This window comes from Arsukibacterium sp. (assembly GCF_018402695.1).
Classification (GTDB): Bacteria; Pseudomonadota; Gammaproteobacteria; order Enterobacterales; family Alteromonadaceae; genus Alishewanella.
Genome location: NZ_JAGYIM010000014.1, coordinates 24,558 through 41,166, shown reverse-complemented (window position 1 = coordinate 41,166; position 16,609 = coordinate 24,558). Strand labels below are relative to the sequence as shown.

Here is a 16,609-nt window from a genome sequence, read left to right as displayed (position 1 = left end):
TGGGTTACAGCAGGATGACAAAATAAAACCGCACCATGATGGTGCGGCTCGCTTAACAAAAAAGGGGTAGCAAACTAACTGCAGCTAAATCTGCGCCGCCAGCTCTGCACCCTGGCGGATGGCGCGTTTAGCATCTAACTCGGCGGCTACGTCGGCGCCGCCAATCAGATGGTGGCGAATGCCGAGCTCGGTCAGGCCTTGCTGCAGCGCGCGCTGCGGCACCTGGCCGGCGCAGATAATGACGTTGTCGACATCCAGACAACGCTCTTCGCCGCCTATTTCCAGCCACAGGCCGTTATCATCTACTTTCAGATAATTAACCCCTGCCATCGACTCGACGCCTTTTTTCTTCAAAGAAGCGCGATGAGTCCAGCCGGTGGTTTTACCTAAACCCGCACCAACTTTACTGTCTTTACGCTGCATTAAATAAATTTTACGGGCAGCGGGCTCTGGCAAGCTGTCAGGTAATAACGCACCACGGCTTTGATAGCTTTTATCTACGCCCCACTCTTTTAACCAGGCATCGGGCTGCAGGGTTAATGAGTTATCTTCGGTCAGGTATTCCGCTACATCAAACCCGATGCCGCCGGCACCAATAATGGCGACGTTTTTACCGACCGATTTATGATCGCGTAACACATCTAAATAACTCAGTACTTTCGGGTGGTCCTGCCCTGGCAGGGCAATATCCCTTGGCAAAATACCACTTGCCAGAATCACTTCATCAAAGCCCTGTTCGGCCAGGCTGGCTGCAGTTTGCTCCGAGTTTAAATGCAGCTTTATCGCATGCAACTCAATCATTTTGCCAAAATAACGCAGCGTTTCATGAAACTCTTCTTTGCCCGGAATTTGTTTGGCGTAGTTAAACTGGCCACCGATTTGATGCGATTTATCAAATAAATGCACCTGATGGCCGCGCTGCGCTGCATACACACTAAAGGCTAAGCCGGCAGGGCCAGCACCGACCACTGCCAGCTTTTTCGGCTGCGCTGCCGGGGTAAAGTTAAGCTCGGTTTCATAACAGGCTCTGGGGTTAACCAGACAGCTGGCCCGTTTGTTCTGAAATACATGGTCCAGACAGGCCTGATTACAGGCAATACAGGTATTTATTAAATCGGCGTTATCAGCCGCAGCTTTATTGACAAAATCGGCGTCGGCTAAAAACGGCCGGGCCATACATACCATGTCGGCCTGACCATTGGCCAGAATATCTTCGGCCACTTGCGGGTCGTTAATCCGGTTGGTGGCGATAACCGGAATACTCAGCTCTTTTTTAACCCGCTCGGTTATCCAGCTAAAGGCAGCGCGCGGCACCCGGGTGGTAATAGTTGGCACCCGTGCCTCATGCCAGCCAATGCCGGTATTAATTAAGGTGGCGCCGGCCTCGGCTATGGCTTTACCCAGCTCGACGACTTCTTCAAAGCTGTTGCCGTCTTCAACTAAGTCCAACATCGATAAGCGGTAAATAATAATAAAGTCAGTGCCGCATTGCTCGCGCACGGCTTTTACCGTTTCAATGGCAAAGCGGCTGCGGTTGGCAAAACTGCCACCCCACTCATCCTGGCGCCGGTTCGTGCGCTGACAAATAAACTGGTTAATTAAATAGCCTTCCGAGCCCATGACCTCAACGCCGTCGTAACCGGCTTTTTTCGCCAGCTTAGCGGCATAGGCAAAATCTTTAATGGTGCTGTTAATTTGCCGCTTTGACATCTCGGCAGGTTTAAACGGAGTGATCGGCGATTTAATTTTACTGGGCGCGACATTAAACGGGTGGTAGCCATAACGCCCCGCGTGCAGCAGTTGCAAGCAAATTTTTGCATCGTGCTGATGTACTGCCTCTGTTATCTGGCAATGTTTTTTCACCTGCCACCAATGGCTGAGCTGGCTGCCAAACGGCACCAGATTACCCCGGAAGTTTGGGCTGATCCCGCCGGTAATAATTAAGCCCACCCCACCTTTAGCGCGTTCAGCATAAAAGGCGGCCAGCTTGGCGAAGCCATTTTTTTCTTCTTCCAGGCCGGTATGCATCGAGCCCATAATTACCCGGTTTTTCAGGGTAGTAAAACCTAAATCCAGTGGTTGTAATAATTTTTGATATGCCACCGCCGCCTCTCTGGTCGTACCTGTGAAATTATGAAGAATGTAGCCGCTTTGGCTATTGATAGCAAGTGCTAAACATTTACTTACAAATTCAATTTAGTCTTTGCAGCTAAATTGGTTAGCATAGCGGTAATAAAACTATCATTTCGCTTCCGTTACAGGAACTCATACAGGAATTTATTATGTCCGAACCGAAAAAAGGTCCAATTCGCCGCTTCTTTGGCGCTATCTGGCGGGTCTATAAAGGCTTCCGCTCTACCGTACTAAACCTGCTGTTTATCTTGATTGTCGCTTTTGTACTGGTTGCCATGTTCAGCGGTGAGGACGAAGTTGAAATTGCCGATACAGCGGCCTTAGTATTAAACCTGAACGGTGATTTAGTTGAAGAAAAGCGCTGGGTAGACCCGGTATCTGCCGCAGTCAATGAAAGCCTGGGTGCCGGTGAAGAATCACCGGAAATGCTGGTATCAGATGTTGTAAAAGTAATTGAAACCGCGACAACGGATAACCGGATCCAGGCAATGGTGTTAGATGTATCTGGTTTAGGCTATGCCTCTATCGATAAAATGCAACGGGTTGGCGCCGCAATTGCAGACTTTAAAGCGGCCGGTAAAAAGGTATTCAGCCATGGGGCATATTATGGTCAAACCCAGTACTACCTGGCCAGCTATGCTGATGAGATCAGCTTAAGCCCAATGGGTGCGGTTATTCTGGAAGGTTATGGCAGCTATCCGATGTACTACAAAGAGGCATTGGAAAAGCTGAAAGTGAATACCCATGTATTCCGGGTCGGCACTTATAAGTCAGCAGTAGAGCCTTTCCTGCGCAACGATATGTCTGAAGCCGCCAAAGAAGCCAATATTGCCTGGCTATCTGATTTGTGGGACACCTACAAGCAGGACGTCAGCAGCCGCCGTGGCTTTGATATTAGCAACTTTGACGAAACCTATGACGCTTTATACCAGAAGCTGCAGGCTGCCGATGGCGACACCGCCCAGTATGCTATCAATAATAGTTTTGCCGACAATATTGCCACCCGTGAACAGTTCCGGCAGAAACTGATTGGCATCGTCGGTGAAAATGACAAGCATGTATATAACCACGTTGGCTTTGACGACTACGCCAAGTACGCCATTGCCAACAGTAATTTTGTTAATCCGTTAACCTCGAAAGTCGCGGTAGTGGTAGCAAGGGGCATGATAGTTGATGGCTCTGCCAAAGCGGGCACCATTGGTGGCGATTCAACGGCAGCATTGTTACGCCGGGCACGCTTTGATGACAAAATAAAAGCGGTGGTACTGCGGATTGACAGCGGTGGCGGCAGCGCATTCGCTTCAGAAGTGATTGGTCAGGAAATTGCGTTGCTACGGGAAGCTGGCAAGCCGGTTATCGCCTCTATGGGTGCTGTGGCAGCCTCAGGCGGTTACTGGATAGCGGCACCAGCCAATGAGATCTGGGCGTCCCCTACCACCATTACCGGTTCAATCGGCATTTTCGGCCTGTTACATACTCTGGAAAACTCATTAGATAGCCTGGGTTTAAACGTCGATGGCGTCGGTACCACTGAACTGGCCGGCCTGTCTTCTGGCTTACCACTTTACAAAGGCTTAAACGACAAAGCGAAAGATGTGTTCCAGTTATTAATTGAACGCGGTTACAGTGAGTTTTTAACCATGGTTGGCAGCAATCGCAATATGTCAGTGTCTGAAGTAGATGCCGTGGCCCAGGGCCGGGTATGGACCGGCAGCACCGCACTTGAGCTGGGTCTGGTCGATAAACTGGGTACCTTTGACGACGCCATCGCAGCGGCAGCTGAAAAAGCAGGCCTGGATAACTATGATGTACAGGTTATTACTCAGGAATTAAGCCCGACCGAACAGATGCTGAAAGAATTGTTCGGCAGTGCCAAGGCAAATGGCTGGTTACCACAGACACAAGCGTCGCCAGAGCAACAGATGCTGCAGCGGGTTAGCAAGCAACTGCGCCAGGACTTTGTTATTCTGAACCAGTTTAACGACCCTAACGGTATCTATTCATACTGTGTAACCTGCACCGTTAACTGACAGTTACCTTAATTTCTACTACAATGCCCGCCATTCTGCGGGCATTTTTTATGGTAAACATTGCTTATATGAATAGAAAACGTATTTATGTCGCCTATACCGGTGGCACCATTGGCATGCAACAATCCAGTCAGGGCTTTGTGCCAGTGCCTGGCTTTTTAAGTGCCACAGTTAAGCAAATGCCGGAGTTTTTTCATCCCGACATGCCCCTGTTTGATATTCATGAGTATCATCCGGTTATCGACTCTTCAGATATGACCCCGGCCCACTGGCAGCATATCGCCAGCGATATTCAGCAGCATTATCAGCAGTATGATGGCTTTGTGGTATTGCATGGCACTGACACCATGGCATACACCGCCTCAGCGTTATCTTTTATGCTGGAGAATCTGCAAAAACCGGTGATTATCACCGGCTCGCAAATTCCGCTGGCCCAGCTTCGCTCTGATGGCCAGGTTAATCTGCTTAATGCGCTGTATCTGGCGGCCAACTATCCGATTGCCGAAGTAGCGTTATTTTTTAATAACCAGCTGTTTCGCGGTAACCGCGCCACTAAGGCCGATGCTGATGGTTTTAATGCCTTTGCCTCACCCAATTTTTTACCGCTGCTCGAAGCCGGAATTAACATCGATTTGATTGAAGGCAAAGTCAGCCCGGCCCCGGCAAAGGTAGCAGACTTACAGGTTGCTGAAATTACCCCGCAACCAATCAGTGTTGTCACGCTGTACCCCGGGATCAGCACCGATGTCATCAGCAATATGCTGAATGCCCCGGTACGGGCGTTGATCATTAAGTCATTCGGCGTGGGTAATGCGCCACAACGGCCAGAACTGCTGAAAGTACTGCAGGCGGCGACAGAGCGCGGGCAAATTCTGGTTAACTGCACTCAGTGCTTTAAAGGCAAGGTAAATATGGACGGCTATGCCACCGGCAATGCCCTGAAAAACTGCGGCGTGATCAGTGGCTTTGATATGACCCTGGAAGCGACGTTGACTAAGCTGCATTACCTGCTGAGCCAGCCGTTAGATGCATCGCAGATCCGTCAGAAAATGCAGCAGAATTTACGCGGTGAGCTAACTGATCAGGGGGCTTAATCCCTGATCAGTTAGCCAGGTGGTTTAGTTTAAGAAAATGACCTTAAGCCGCTCTACTAAATGTTGCTCTGCTGCCGCTACCGGTCCAAACGCCAGCCAATGCTTAAGCAAGCTGTGTTTATCAGTCACTTCTCCTGCATTGTGCTTTAAGGTCAGCAAAGTAAGCTGTACTTGCTGACGTTCAGCGCGCTCCTGCTCCGGGCTATTTATGTCACTGACGATCTCAAGTGCCTGGGTTAAGCCTTTACGATCTAACCCCAGCGCACCGGCCAGCTCAGCTTGCGGTTTAAACTGTGCCGGCCAGCTGTCGCAGCTGCCGTCTGGTTTAGCTAACTGTTCAAATAGCACTTTCGTATCGTGCTGCGCCGCCTGACTGGCCTGTTGCTTTATTAACGCCGCCAGTTGTTGCTGCAAGTTGTCGCGCTGCTTACGGGCACTGGCAATAACCCCGACATCCAGTTGCTGCAGCTGCTCATTCACCGCGGCAAATTCACTACTGGTACTTTCTGTCGTTAACGACTGTAGCTGTTGAGCAATGTCGCTAAGCGCGCTGCTCAGCGTTTGTTCCTGCGCCAGCTGCTGTTGCTGCTGCTCGGCAAATGCCGCCTGACGCTGATTAAAGAAACCATCACAAACCTGGCGGAATTGCTGCCATAGTTGCTGATCATGTTTTTTACCGGCAAAACCCAGTGTTTTCCAGCGTTGTTGCAACTCTTTGAGTATTTTACTGCTCTGGTTGCTGTCGCTAAGTGCTACGGCGGCCTGCGCTTCGTTAATCAACGCTTGTTTTTGTTCGGCTACCTGCTGCTGAAACTCAGCTGCCCTGGCTTTTAACGGCTCAACTGCGGCCTGATAGCGAGCCTGCACCGCCAGAAAATCCTGACGTTTAACCGGGCCGGCTTGCTGCCAGGCCTGAGTCAGCGACTTTAACCCGCTGTCCAGTGCTACTGCGTCCGGCTGCGCAGCCGCCAGCTGCTCTAACTGGGCAACAATCTGTTCACGTACCGTTAAATTTGCCGCTTTTATGGCATCCTGTTCCGCAAAGTACGCCCGACACGGCGCATATGCTTGCTCGCAAGCAACATCAAAGGCGGCATTTAACTCTGCTTCCTGCTCTGCTCCCGCTTTACCAAAACTGCCCCATTGCTGGCGGGCCTGTTTTACCTGTTCGGCCCGGGCTGGAATATCATCCGGGGTTGCTGTTGCAAGTTGCTGCAGTTGTGCCAGCAATTCTTGTTTACGGGGGGTGGCAATATATTCCTGCCAGTCAGCCAGCTCGGTAATCCGCTTACTGGCAAACTCATAGTCAGCCGCCAGCTTCTGCTGTTCAGTCTCGTTAAGTACAGCGTAATCTGCGCTGATCCCTTTAAACAAGCCAAATAACACTTTAAAGCGGCCCTGCTGGTCCAGCCGTTTAAACTCAGCAATTTTACTACGACACTGGCGCACCGCACGTTCGCTCTGGTTGCTAAGTGCGGCAATAGCCTGTTGCCACTGCTGCTGCAACTGTTGCTTTGCAGTGGCCAGCGAGGCCGGCACCGCCAGCGGTAACTCTGCAGTGATAGTGTTCCAGTTATTTTTATACTGAGTTAATTGCGCTTTTGCTGCAGCAAGCTCGGTAGGATCTGCCGGTAACACCTGGGCAGCCCAATCACTGACTAAGCTCGACGCCTGACTAAGCTTCTCTGCGGTTTGCGGTAAACTGCTTAACTGACTGGCCAGAGTGTGTTGCTGTTTTAGCAGATTTTTCCGCTGGGATTCACTGACAGTCGTGTTTTGTGTAATCTGCGCAGACAGAACTGCTAACTGCTCGGCGATAGCTTCGGCTGCACTGATATCCACATTAGCCAATGCTTCAGTCAATTGTGCCGTCAGCGCAGTAATAGCATCCGAAAACTGCTGATACTGTTCAGTAGCGGCTGCCAGTTGCTCCGCTTGTGCTTTCTCCCGCGCCAGTTGCTCCAGTTGCGGTGTCAGCCAGCTTTGCAGTTTGCTGCGCAGTTGCTGATACTTTTCAGCAAGCCCGACAGCTTCAATGGCAGGCAGACATTCCAGCTCCGTTTGCAGGTGCTGCCACTGGCCTTGCAACTCAGCAAGTTGTGCCGGGATCTCAGCAACTGCATAGCGTTCGCGCAAGGCATTTAATCTGGCCAGTAGCAGGGTTATATCCTTGCGAACTTTTAATGGCTTTTGCTTTTGCTCAGCCAACCGGCTGATTTTTTGTTGCAGTTGCTGAGCCAGTTCGCCACTTAGCACTTTACTGAGCTTTTCCAGTTGTTTCTGGTCATCCAGTTGTGCCAGTAACTGCTGTTTCTGGGTAATGGTCAGTACCTGGCCAGTCAGCGCAGCCATATTCAGCTCTGGGTTATTTAATCGCTGTAACACACTAAACAGAATTTCGGCGTCAGTTTCCCGCCCGGCTAATTGTTCCAGCAATGCTAACCGGTTGCACTGGGCAACAAACTGGCGCTTTAACGGTGCTGAAATTTGCTGTTGTAGCAGCATGGTCAGTAACTGTTGCTCAGCGTACTGACGTAACTTATCACTGCTGTCTTGCTTACTTGCCTGCCACCATAAGGAAAAGTCGTTCAGGTGCTCTAAGGCACTGCGCCGCACAGTCTCATTGCTGTCGTTAAATGCCAGTTCGTGCAAAATTTCTTTATGCTCGCGCTGGCCGGCAGACAGGCTGGCAATAGCTTGCTGACGAGTGGCACTATCAGGGTGTTGCCACTTCGGTTTAAACCAGTTTTTAAATATCATCGTGTCCGAACCTTGCTATTGCATCATTGTTGTCAAATTGCTTTTTCAGTTCAGCTTTCGATTTCTGGATTAGCTGACCATCGGCGCCCACAGTAAATAATTCGTCTGACTTTAGCACCGTAGCCTGATAGGCCATCACCAGCTGTAAGGTTTGCGCTTTCTGTTGTTCAGTCAGTGCTGTGCCATCGGCCCAGCGTCCGGTGGCAACAGCATCAGCCAGTTTTTGATAGGTTTCCGGCGCCATAGCGCTAACCAACGCTTTAAAATCCATAAGGCTACTTTCGCTTCAACATAATAATACGGGCCCGGGTAACCACATACCAACAGAAGCCGAGGGCAATCGCTGCATTTGATAAATATTGGTTGTAGCTGTGATTTGCCGGTTGCCACCAGTATAAAATACCAAAGCCGCCCAGAAACAATACCATGGCCAGCATCGACTGGTTCATCAGCGACTGCATTTTACGGTTTTTCTTCTCCCGTTCAATGGCAGCCAGTTGCTCTGGCGTGTTGCTGCTAAGATCGCCACCGCATTTACTGCACGCTGTTGCTTTATCGGAAATTCGTTGCCCACAGTACGGGCAGGAAATAATTGCCATAATACTTACCTTTCGTTCTAATCTTTACTTCTCTGGCTTGGCCACCAGAATACCTTAACGTAGCTTATCTACCACCTGCAAAATGGCGCTCAGGCTATCCTGGCCCAGTTTCATTGAACGGATATCTGACCAACCAAATGCCGCGTCGGGTAAATCAGCATTATCTTTAAACGGCATTTCCACGGTATACGCCAGACATTTAAACTGTTCAGCCACCCAGTTAGTAGCAACCGTCAAATTAGCCTGCCCCGGTTCATCCTTGTCGTAACCATGTTTTACCTGAAACTCCGGTGTCACTGTCAACAAAGCGGCTTTAAAATCCTGTTCCAGCTGGCGCATATGTTCGTTATATGCAGGCACGCCCTCAGAGCCGGCAACAAAGTTATAGGGCAGGTTTTCATCACCGTGAATATCTAAAAACATGTCCAGGCCGGTTTCCAGCATTTTCTGGCGTACCAGATACACTTCCGGGCTGCGATCCAGCGTTGGGTTTTGCCATTCACGGTTCAAATTAGCACCGGCGGCATTAGTGCGTAAATTACCGCGAACACTGCCATCCGGGTTCATATTCGGCACAATGTAAAATACCGCTTTCGCCAACAGGCTGCGGGCCACGCCGTCATCTTCGTCCAGTAGTCTATCGAGTAAGCCTTCAATAAACCACTCGGCCATGGTTTCACCGGGGTGCTGGCGGGCTGTGATCCAGATTTTCTTTTTACTGTCGTCCGGCTCACCGATTACCAGCAGGCTCATATCACGGCCATCCAGGGTTTCGCCTAGATCTATCAACTGGCAGTTATAGTCGTTTTGTGCCTGATGCAGTAAATCCTGATGCCGCTCATAGCTGTAAGGGGCAAAATAAGCAAAATAAACCGACTCTGCTTCCGGGTAGTGATTAATCGTTAGTGCCTGACCATCGTACTCGGTTTCCACCCGAAACCAGGTTTGACGGTCATACGAAGCCACCGCCTGGTAGTCCTGCCAGCCATCGGGGTACGCTGAGCCGGCAGCATTAGTGAGGGTAATTTTATGCATTTGGGGATGCGGGCTGTTTAACCGAAAATGAAACCACTGATAAAAATCTGACTGGTTATCTTTACGAATGGCCAGTTGAATATCGGCCGGATCGTCGGCTTTTATTATCTCGATATTACCACTGTCAAAGTTGCTGGTGATTTTCATAATTCAGTTCCTGTTTTTTTAAATGCTGAAAGCCTAACATAGCCGCATGGGGCTGAACATGGGCTTCAGGTCTCGTCGCGCAGAAAAGTAATATTACTAAAGCCCATTTTGGTAAAGGCTTGCTGCCGGAAGTTCTTAATAGCCGCTTTATCTTTGGCCGTTTTTGCCACCTGCTGTTCCATTGCCAGAAAACCGCTGAGATCAATCCCTTCCGCAGCAGCAACCGCCTCGTATAAATCGACAAAACGATCATAGCTAAAGGCGATAACTTTAGTGGTGCCTTTAAAGGTGTACTGTACTTGTCTTGCCACTTAACCTCCCTGCCCGGCTGGCCTGCGGCACAACCAGATTGAAAAACCGATCATAGCGCAGCCAATGCTCAGGCGCACTAAATCCGTATCACGTTGCCAGATAATTACATTAACCAGCAGCCCGGCCGGAATAAGTGCGTTATTCATCACTGCCAGCATGCCACTGGAAACCTGAGTGGCGCCTTTATTCCAACCGTAATAGCCCAGGCCCGATGCAACCAGCCCCAGCCAGAGTAATACTGCCCAATGCACCGTTGTATCGGGGTATTGCTCGTTGCCCAGCAGTAACCAGGCTGGAATAGCGATTAACGCCGCACCGACATAAAACCAGCCAAACAGCTGATATTGTTTAATATCCCCCTGGCCAGCCAGCAACCTTTTATACCCTACCTGGCCCAGGGCAAAGCACAAATTAGCTGCTTGCACCACGGCAAAACCAGCCCAGTAATGTTCACTAAACGACTGGTAGCGCATGATGGCTGCCGCCAACACCGCAATCAGCGCTGCCAGCAAAAACTGCGGATTAAAGCGTTTGGCCAGCACATCATGCAGCAGGGTGATATATAGCGGCGTAAAAATGGTAAACACTAACACTTCGGCCACAGTCAGTAGCAAAAAAGACTGGTAATAAAACAAATACATCAGGCCCAGCTGCAAGGCCCCCAGACCAATCACCGGCAGCACCAGGCTGCTGGCAAAACGGTAACGCAGCAACAAAGGGCTAAATAACAATAATGCTAATAGTATTCGGCTAAGCACGGCAAAATAAGGGTCAACCTGGCCTGCCAGGTACACTCCAATCAGGCTGAACGAAAATGCCCACAGCACGGTCACACTGAGTAAATAGCCCATTATTATTGTTTTTTCAGCACGGGTGCCGCGTATAACGCCGTCATCATGTCATGAGCGCCTGGCGGCACACTTTGCAGCCGTTGCTGCCATTGCTCGGTCGCTTTTTCGGTTGCAGCAGGTTCACTTCTGCCAGCAGCTAGCGCATTGATGGGGTAAAGGCGATAGTGTTGCCAGATTTGCTGGTCTATATAATCTGCGGCTGTATCCGGGTCATCTGGTAATGCCCGCAGTGGCTTAGCAAAAGCAACATGTACCCTGCCCTTATAACCGACAATGCCTTTTATAATGGCATCAATATCTTCAAATTCGGTTTTCTGATAACTGCCCTGGGTTTTCTTCTGCCATAGCTCATTAATTTTGTCACTGTCGCAGGGGTCATATTCGTATGAAATACACACTGGCACAATATTCAGGCTTTGCAGGTACTCATTAAAGCTGAGCCCTTGCTTCTTGCCCTGCATATAAAACATTTTAAGAATTGTTGGATCGGTTTGATCGTTACCGTCTTTGGCCCGCCCCTCACGTTGCGCAATCCAGACAGAATGATTGTCATCCAGCGAGTGTTTAATATACGCAGACAATTGCGTCAGATTCTTTAGCATTTCACGCGGGCCCTTGGCGCCCCGTTTGACAATAAAGCTTTTATTTAACTTCATCAGCTCAGTGGCACAGGCTTTGCGCAGCAAATTATCGCCAATGGCAATTCGCACGGTAGCAAAGCCCTGCTGATGCAGACACCAGTTAACCAGCGCCGGGTCCATCGCAATGTCCCGATGATTCGATAAGAATAAATAAGATTGCGTCGGGTCTAGCTGCTCCAACCCGGAATAGGTTACTTTATCAGTGGTGCTGGCAATCATTCGGTCCATAAAGCCGGCTACCTGCAACTGCACTGCCCTTACCGACTTCAATCTGGCCCAGCGGCGTTTCAACCATAAACGAACCAACGGCGACAACAGCCAGCCAAAAGGCCCGGATAAGCGCGGAAAGCGATAATGCAAAATGGCCTGAATAAATTCGCGATCAGCAATGAGGCGCGAAATAGCCGGCGCAACTTCGTTATCATGATATGGCCGGATGTCGGCGAAAGGATCCTGCTCCAATTGCTCCACTTTTACTCAGTTCGGTTGCTTAAAACAGCGGCCTATTTTACTGAGTTAGCAAAAATTCACCAGCAAAGAACGCATTTAATTCTGGCTGAATTACCACAGGCACAGCTGGTAATTAACCTGTCAGGCCCACATAACACAAATAGCAGCCAATACGATCAGCGCTAAGCCAAGATGGTCATTTCGTACTAACTTCTCTTTTAAAATAAATGAAGAAATCAGTAACATAAATAGTACTTCTACCTGGCCCAGAGTTTTCACCAGAGCCACCGACTCCAGGCTCATCGCTGTAAACCAGCCAACCGAGCCCACACAACTGCACACGCTTACCAGCACAGTTAACTTTGGCCGTTGCCACAGCGCTCGCAGCGTGGCGTGATCTTGCAAACCCAACCACATCAGTAAAAGTACGGTTTGTAACACTATCACCAGCAGTAATACCCAGGCAGCACCGTGTGGAAAGGGTAAACCTAACACCAGGCTGGCCTGACGCACCCATAATGAGGTTAGCGCAAAGGCTAAACCACTTCCCAAACCCAGCAGCATTACCGGCCAGGATAACTGGCGTAAGCTGGCGCCACTTAGTAAAAACACCGCTCCGCCACCAAGCGCCACGCCCAGCCAACCTAACGGCGTTAACGTTTCACTGAAAAACAACACGCCCAGCACTGCCGCCAATACCGCTTCACTTTTTGCCAGCCCAGCACCAATGGCGTAGTTTCTTAGCATAAACAGCTTCACCATTAACGCCGTGGCCAGAATTTGCGCCAGCGCTGCGCCAATAACAAAGCCGCCAAAACTGCCACTTAGCTGTGGTAACGGAGCCGGTTGCCATTGATATAGCGCCCATAAATACAGCGCAGCCAACGGCGACGCCCAGATAAAGCGCGCCAGGGTAACACCGGCCACTTTTACCTCTTTGCTTAATTGTTTTTGAAACGCATTGCGCCAGGCCTGCATAAAAGCAGCCAGCAAGGTAAATGGGATCCACAACACGGCATGCACCAGAAGACGTAAAGACGGCTATGCTAGCAAGGAAGGACTGGTTTGAATAGCAAGCTATACAAATAGTCATTATTAAAGCTGAAAATAGCGACAGCAGACAATGCTGTCGCTAAAAAGTGGTGGTTAAAATTATTGGCTGTTACAAAATTTACTCTACAAAATCAAGTTCAACCGGTGTACTACTTACCGATATCTCTACGTTCTGAGCCTGTAAAAATTCAATCTGATCTGCAGCTTCCGGATCATCTGCTACGTCACAACTTAATGCTGCCGTATAACTATCAGCATCAATAAAACCAATGCTGTAATTATACTCGCTTACACCGTCAAAGTAGACATTGGTACTGGTATAAGGTTGATAGCTATTATCACCGCCAGTGTCTGACAACTCATCAAGCGGCCGGTCTGCACCTTGATATAAATACACTGTAGCCACAGGTATTGCTGCATCCGCCGGGGCAACAGTGCAATTATTGTTAATTAATATCCCTTCAGCAACCTGACCGGTAATATGGCCAATTTCACTATTATCAACCAACCGCAAGCCTGTGGGCTTTAACAGATAACCGGCCTGACCAACCGGATCGACCATGGCTTTTCGTAAATCGAACTCCAGAGTGTAACTAAAAGTGCCCCCGGCAGACAATGTTACGCCTCCCAGCTTCAATTCGTTGGAAGGCACTCGTAGAGGGACACGGCTGCCATCTTCAACCTCAACATAACTGCCCTCAGCGATCTCCAGTCTCAGTTGACCATAGTTACCGGCTGCAAATTCAGCTTCACTCACCAGCGCCTCCGATTTAGCGCCGTCAAGCAGCAGCAAATCGATCCCCCGGGTATTTGCAATTACGTTGCCCTGCTCATCCCGACAGTTATCGTTCGCTTCAGCGGCATTATCGTCGTCACCTATGGTGAAACTTTGACTGCCCACGCCGTTGCCGGTTAGTTCCACCTCATTAAAGCAGACCATCACCACCCTGGCGCCGTTAACCGGCGCGTCACTGACACTGAGGCTGAATTTGACTGACTGAGGATCATTATCAGATGAACCACCACAAGCAGTTAACGTAGATATCCCGGCAATAACTGCGCCGGTTATAATTGCTTTTTTCATTGTATTACCCTCCATAATGGTGCTGTTAGTTAACGCCATCGGGGCTGAACCTTTACTTAATCAACGCGTTTCATTCCAAACTGGCGAAATTTGCTGCAGTCAACTCATCCGGCATTGCATTCTGGCGGGGAATCATTATGATACGCGCTACGTCGGTACGTAGCGCAGCTTGGTAGCGCACTTCGCTGGGGGTGAAGGGGTCGGAGGTTCGAATCCTCTCGTACCGACCATTAAATTCCAATAAAAAAGCCGCTTAGCAAAGCGGCTTTTTTATTTCTGTTTCAAGTTGGAATATGGTTGAGATGTTTGCAACGCTGATTATCAATCATGCCCTGGCATGGCATCAGTCATTAAAGCCGTCTCAATTGTTTTGACAGGCGGTCAATCTCGCTATCAACTGCACGGATATCGGTATCGTATTGCGCTGCGATTGCAGCCATCTCTTTTGACAAACTTTCTTCCCATACCGCGCCAGCAAGATTATTGTTTGCGTTAAGCTTAGACTGCCGCAATTTTGTGATCTCGATATCACGCCGGCTCTGTAACCTGGCCTTGTCCCCCTTAAGTTTAGTTATTTCAAGTTGCATATCACGTTTAGTTAACGCATTGCGCACCCTGACCAATGTTTCAGATGGGCTTTCAGTTTGCGCTGCAGGCTGTTGCTGGTTGTTCAGACTATCAATGTTGTCTGTGGCATAGCCGGTTTGTTCAGCGTCATCACTACAGGGAATTTGGCTGTAAGTTGTGACGCCATTTAGCTGACATTTATAGACCGCTGCTATTGTCGAAAATGGCAGCAACGAGAGCAAGCCGCTGATAACGATGAGTTTCATTAACAATTCTTCCAATTCCTTTCATTGAACCAATGATAAACGATAGGACGTAAACATCCAGCGTGTGTCGGCTTGAAATTGTTAAGAACTGTTTACCATTCTTGCTGCCGGCAGAATGGCGCCGCACGTTGTTAGTAGCTATCCAGCTGTCTTAAGTTTATAGTATCTTTACCTTTAAATTTAAGCTGTTAACTCAGATTCACCGGCACATTGTGTTTTGTATCATTATATTTTAGTGTTTAACAGGAGTTATCTATCATGCTGAAAACCGCCAAATCACTATTGCTTGCTACGTTATTTTCAGTAAGTACACTCGCTACAGCGGCCGAACCCTTTACCCTGGCACCACTGCCCTACGCCGCTGATGCGTTGGCGCCGGTTATTGATAAAGCAACCATGCAAATTCATCACGGTAAGCATCACCAGGCTTACGTGAATAATTTAAATGGCCAGGTTGCAACCTTTCCGGATTTAGCACAACTGCCGCTGGAAGCTATTATGTCGCGGATGTCACGATATAACGATGCGGTTCGCAATAACGCCGGTGGTCATTACAACCATCAGCTGTTCTGGCAAATCATGGCTCCTGCCGGCCAGGGTGGCGAGCCGTCAACAGAACTTCAAAAAGCAATAGAACGCGATTTTGGTTCCTTAGTAGCGTTGCAAAATGCCTTTAATCAGGCGGCAGCAACCCGCTTTGGCTCCGGCTGGGCCTGGCTTATTCTGGACGAAAATAACAAACTGGTCGTCACTTCAACCGCAAATCAGGACAACCCGCTAATGGATGTCGTTGATGTGCAGGGCACGCCAATACTGGCACTGGATGTTTGGGAGCACGCTTACTACCTGCAATATCAGAATAAGCGTGGCGACTATGCTACGGCCTGGTGGAAACTGGTAAACTGGCAAAAGGTTAACGAGTTACATCGCTCTGCACTCAACTAAGGCTGGCAAGCTTCTTTACTGTTTTTGATGCGATAGCCGCAGTGCTGCGTTACACTGCGGCTTTTTTATGGCGGGTATATCTCTATGGCACTTAAAGCGACTGTTTTTAAAGTTCAGCTGCAAATCGCGGATATGGACCGTAACTATTATCAGGATCACAGTTTAACTCTGGCTCAGCATCCCTCTGAAAACGATGAGCGGATGATGGTGCGCTTGCTGGCATTTATTATTAATGCATCCGATAGCCTGACGTTTACCAAAGGCTTAAGTGCAGAGGAAGATCAGGCAGAGCTGTGGGATTGCGATTTAACTGGCAACATTAATTTGTGGGTTGAGTTTGGCCAAAGTGATGAAAAATGGCTACGTAAAGCCTGTGGCCGGGCGCGGCAGGTGCAGTTGTTCTGTTATGGTGGCCGCAGCGTGCCGGTTTGGTGGAAAAATATTGAACCAGCGCTGCAGCGCTATCAAAATTTACAGGTAACGGAAATTCCTGAAGCGGCTGTAAAAGAGATGGCAGCTTTGGTTAATCGTAATATGCAGCTGCAGTGCAATATCAGTGAAGGTCAGATCTGGTTATCTGATGCCAGTCAAAGCGTGCTGATTGAACCGGTTGTGTTAAAACAAGCGCAGCAACCCGTTTAA

Annotated in this window: 15 protein-coding genes and 1 tRNA gene; 5 read left to right on the top strand and 11 right to left on the bottom strand. The window is 49.3% G+C overall.

The window, feature by feature from the left end:
• Window positions 1-84: 84 nt before the first annotated feature.
• Window positions 85-2,103: an FAD-dependent oxidoreductase gene (locus tag KG631_RS19190; protein ID WP_213997387.1), complete on the bottom strand. Its 2,019-nt coding sequence runs from the start codon at window positions 2,101-2,103 to the stop codon at window positions 85-87.
• Between the two features lie 179 nt (window positions 2,104-2,282).
• Here KG631_RS19190 and sppA point away from each other — a divergent pair, with 179 nt between their 5' ends.
• Both sppA and ansA read left to right on the top strand, forming a co-directional pair.
• Window positions 2,283-4,163: a signal peptide peptidase SppA gene (sppA, locus tag KG631_RS07195; protein ID WP_213997381.1), complete on the top strand. Its 1,881-nt coding sequence runs from the start codon at window positions 2,283-2,285 to the stop codon at window positions 4,161-4,163.
• 68 nt (window positions 4,164-4,231) lie between these two features.
• Window positions 4,232-5,257, top strand: a complete 1,026-nt coding sequence (gene ansA / locus KG631_RS07190; protein WP_213997371.1) for an asparaginase — start codon at window positions 4,232-4,234, stop codon at window positions 5,255-5,257.
• A gap of 24 nt (window positions 5,258-5,281) precedes the next feature.
• Here the strand turns inward: ansA and KG631_RS07185 are convergent, their stop codons facing one another.
• From KG631_RS07185 to KG631_RS07145, 9 genes are all read right to left on the bottom strand, one after another.
• Window positions 5,282-8,017 carry a DUF349 domain-containing protein gene (locus tag KG631_RS07185; RefSeq protein ID WP_213997367.1) on the bottom strand — a complete coding sequence of 912 codons (2,736 nt, stop codon included), beginning with the start codon at window positions 8,015-8,017 and terminating at the stop codon, window positions 5,282-5,284.
• On the bottom strand, window positions 8,007-8,288 hold the full coding sequence (locus KG631_RS07180) for a DUF1315 family protein (protein WP_213997361.1): 282 nt from the start codon (window positions 8,286-8,288) through the stop codon (window positions 8,007-8,009). Before KG631_RS07180 ends, KG631_RS07185 begins: the two co-directional genes overlap by 11 nt.
• A gap of 4 nt (window positions 8,289-8,292) precedes the next feature.
• Window positions 8,293-8,616, bottom strand: coding sequence for a zinc ribbon domain-containing protein (locus tag KG631_RS07175; protein WP_097110331.1), 324 nt, complete (start codon window positions 8,614-8,616; stop codon window positions 8,293-8,295).
• Between the two features lie 54 nt (window positions 8,617-8,670).
• The gene (locus tag KG631_RS07170) at window positions 8,671-9,798 is read right to left on the bottom strand and encodes a M14-type cytosolic carboxypeptidase (RefSeq protein WP_213997358.1); all 1,128 of its coding nucleotides are present in this window, start codon (window positions 9,796-9,798) and stop codon (window positions 8,671-8,673) included.
• 65 nt (window positions 9,799-9,863) lie between these two features.
• Complete coding sequence (locus KG631_RS07165; protein WP_213997354.1) at window positions 9,864-10,109, bottom strand: DUF2960 family protein; 246 nt, start codon at window positions 10,107-10,109, stop codon at window positions 9,864-9,866.
• Window positions 10,110-10,961 carry an EamA family transporter gene (locus KG631_RS07160; RefSeq protein WP_213997347.1) on the bottom strand — a complete coding sequence of 284 codons (852 nt, stop codon included), beginning with the start codon at window positions 10,959-10,961 and terminating at the stop codon, window positions 10,110-10,112. It lies immediately after the preceding gene.
• A 2-nt stretch (window positions 10,962-10,963) separates the two neighbouring features.
• Window positions 10,964-12,073 (bottom strand): 1-acyl-sn-glycerol-3-phosphate acyltransferase, encoded by a 1,110-nt coding sequence (locus KG631_RS07155; RefSeq protein ID WP_213997341.1) that lies wholly within the window; start codon window positions 12,071-12,073, stop codon window positions 10,964-10,966.
• Window positions 12,074-12,193: 120 nt separating this feature from the next.
• A complete protein-coding gene (locus KG631_RS07150; RefSeq protein ID WP_213997337.1) occupies window positions 12,194-13,066 on the bottom strand; it encodes an EamA family transporter in 873 nt (290 codons plus the stop codon).
• Between the two features lie 157 nt (window positions 13,067-13,223).
• Window positions 13,224-14,189, bottom strand: coding sequence for a DUF4382 domain-containing protein (locus KG631_RS07145; RefSeq protein ID WP_213997333.1), 966 nt, complete (start codon window positions 14,187-14,189; stop codon window positions 13,224-13,226).
• Window positions 14,190-14,342: 153 nt separating this feature from the next.
• Here KG631_RS07145 and KG631_RS07140 point away from each other — a divergent pair.
• Window positions 14,343-14,419 (top strand) — tRNA-Pro (locus tag KG631_RS07140).
• 120 nt (window positions 14,420-14,539) lie between these two features.
• Here the strand turns inward: KG631_RS07140 and KG631_RS07135 are convergent.
• Complete coding sequence (locus KG631_RS07135) at window positions 14,540-15,022, bottom strand: DUF4124 domain-containing protein (RefSeq protein ID WP_213997332.1); 483 nt, start codon at window positions 15,020-15,022, stop codon at window positions 14,540-14,542.
• Between the two features lie 255 nt (window positions 15,023-15,277).
• Here KG631_RS07135 and KG631_RS07130 point away from each other — a divergent pair, with 255 nt between their 5' ends.
• Window positions 15,278-15,967, top strand: a complete 690-nt coding sequence (locus KG631_RS07130) for a superoxide dismutase (RefSeq protein ID WP_365868434.1) — start codon at window positions 15,278-15,280, stop codon at window positions 15,965-15,967.
• Between the two features lie 84 nt (window positions 15,968-16,051).
• Window positions 16,052-16,609, top strand: coding sequence for a YaeQ family protein (locus KG631_RS07125; protein ID WP_213997322.1), 558 nt, complete (start codon window positions 16,052-16,054; stop codon window positions 16,607-16,609).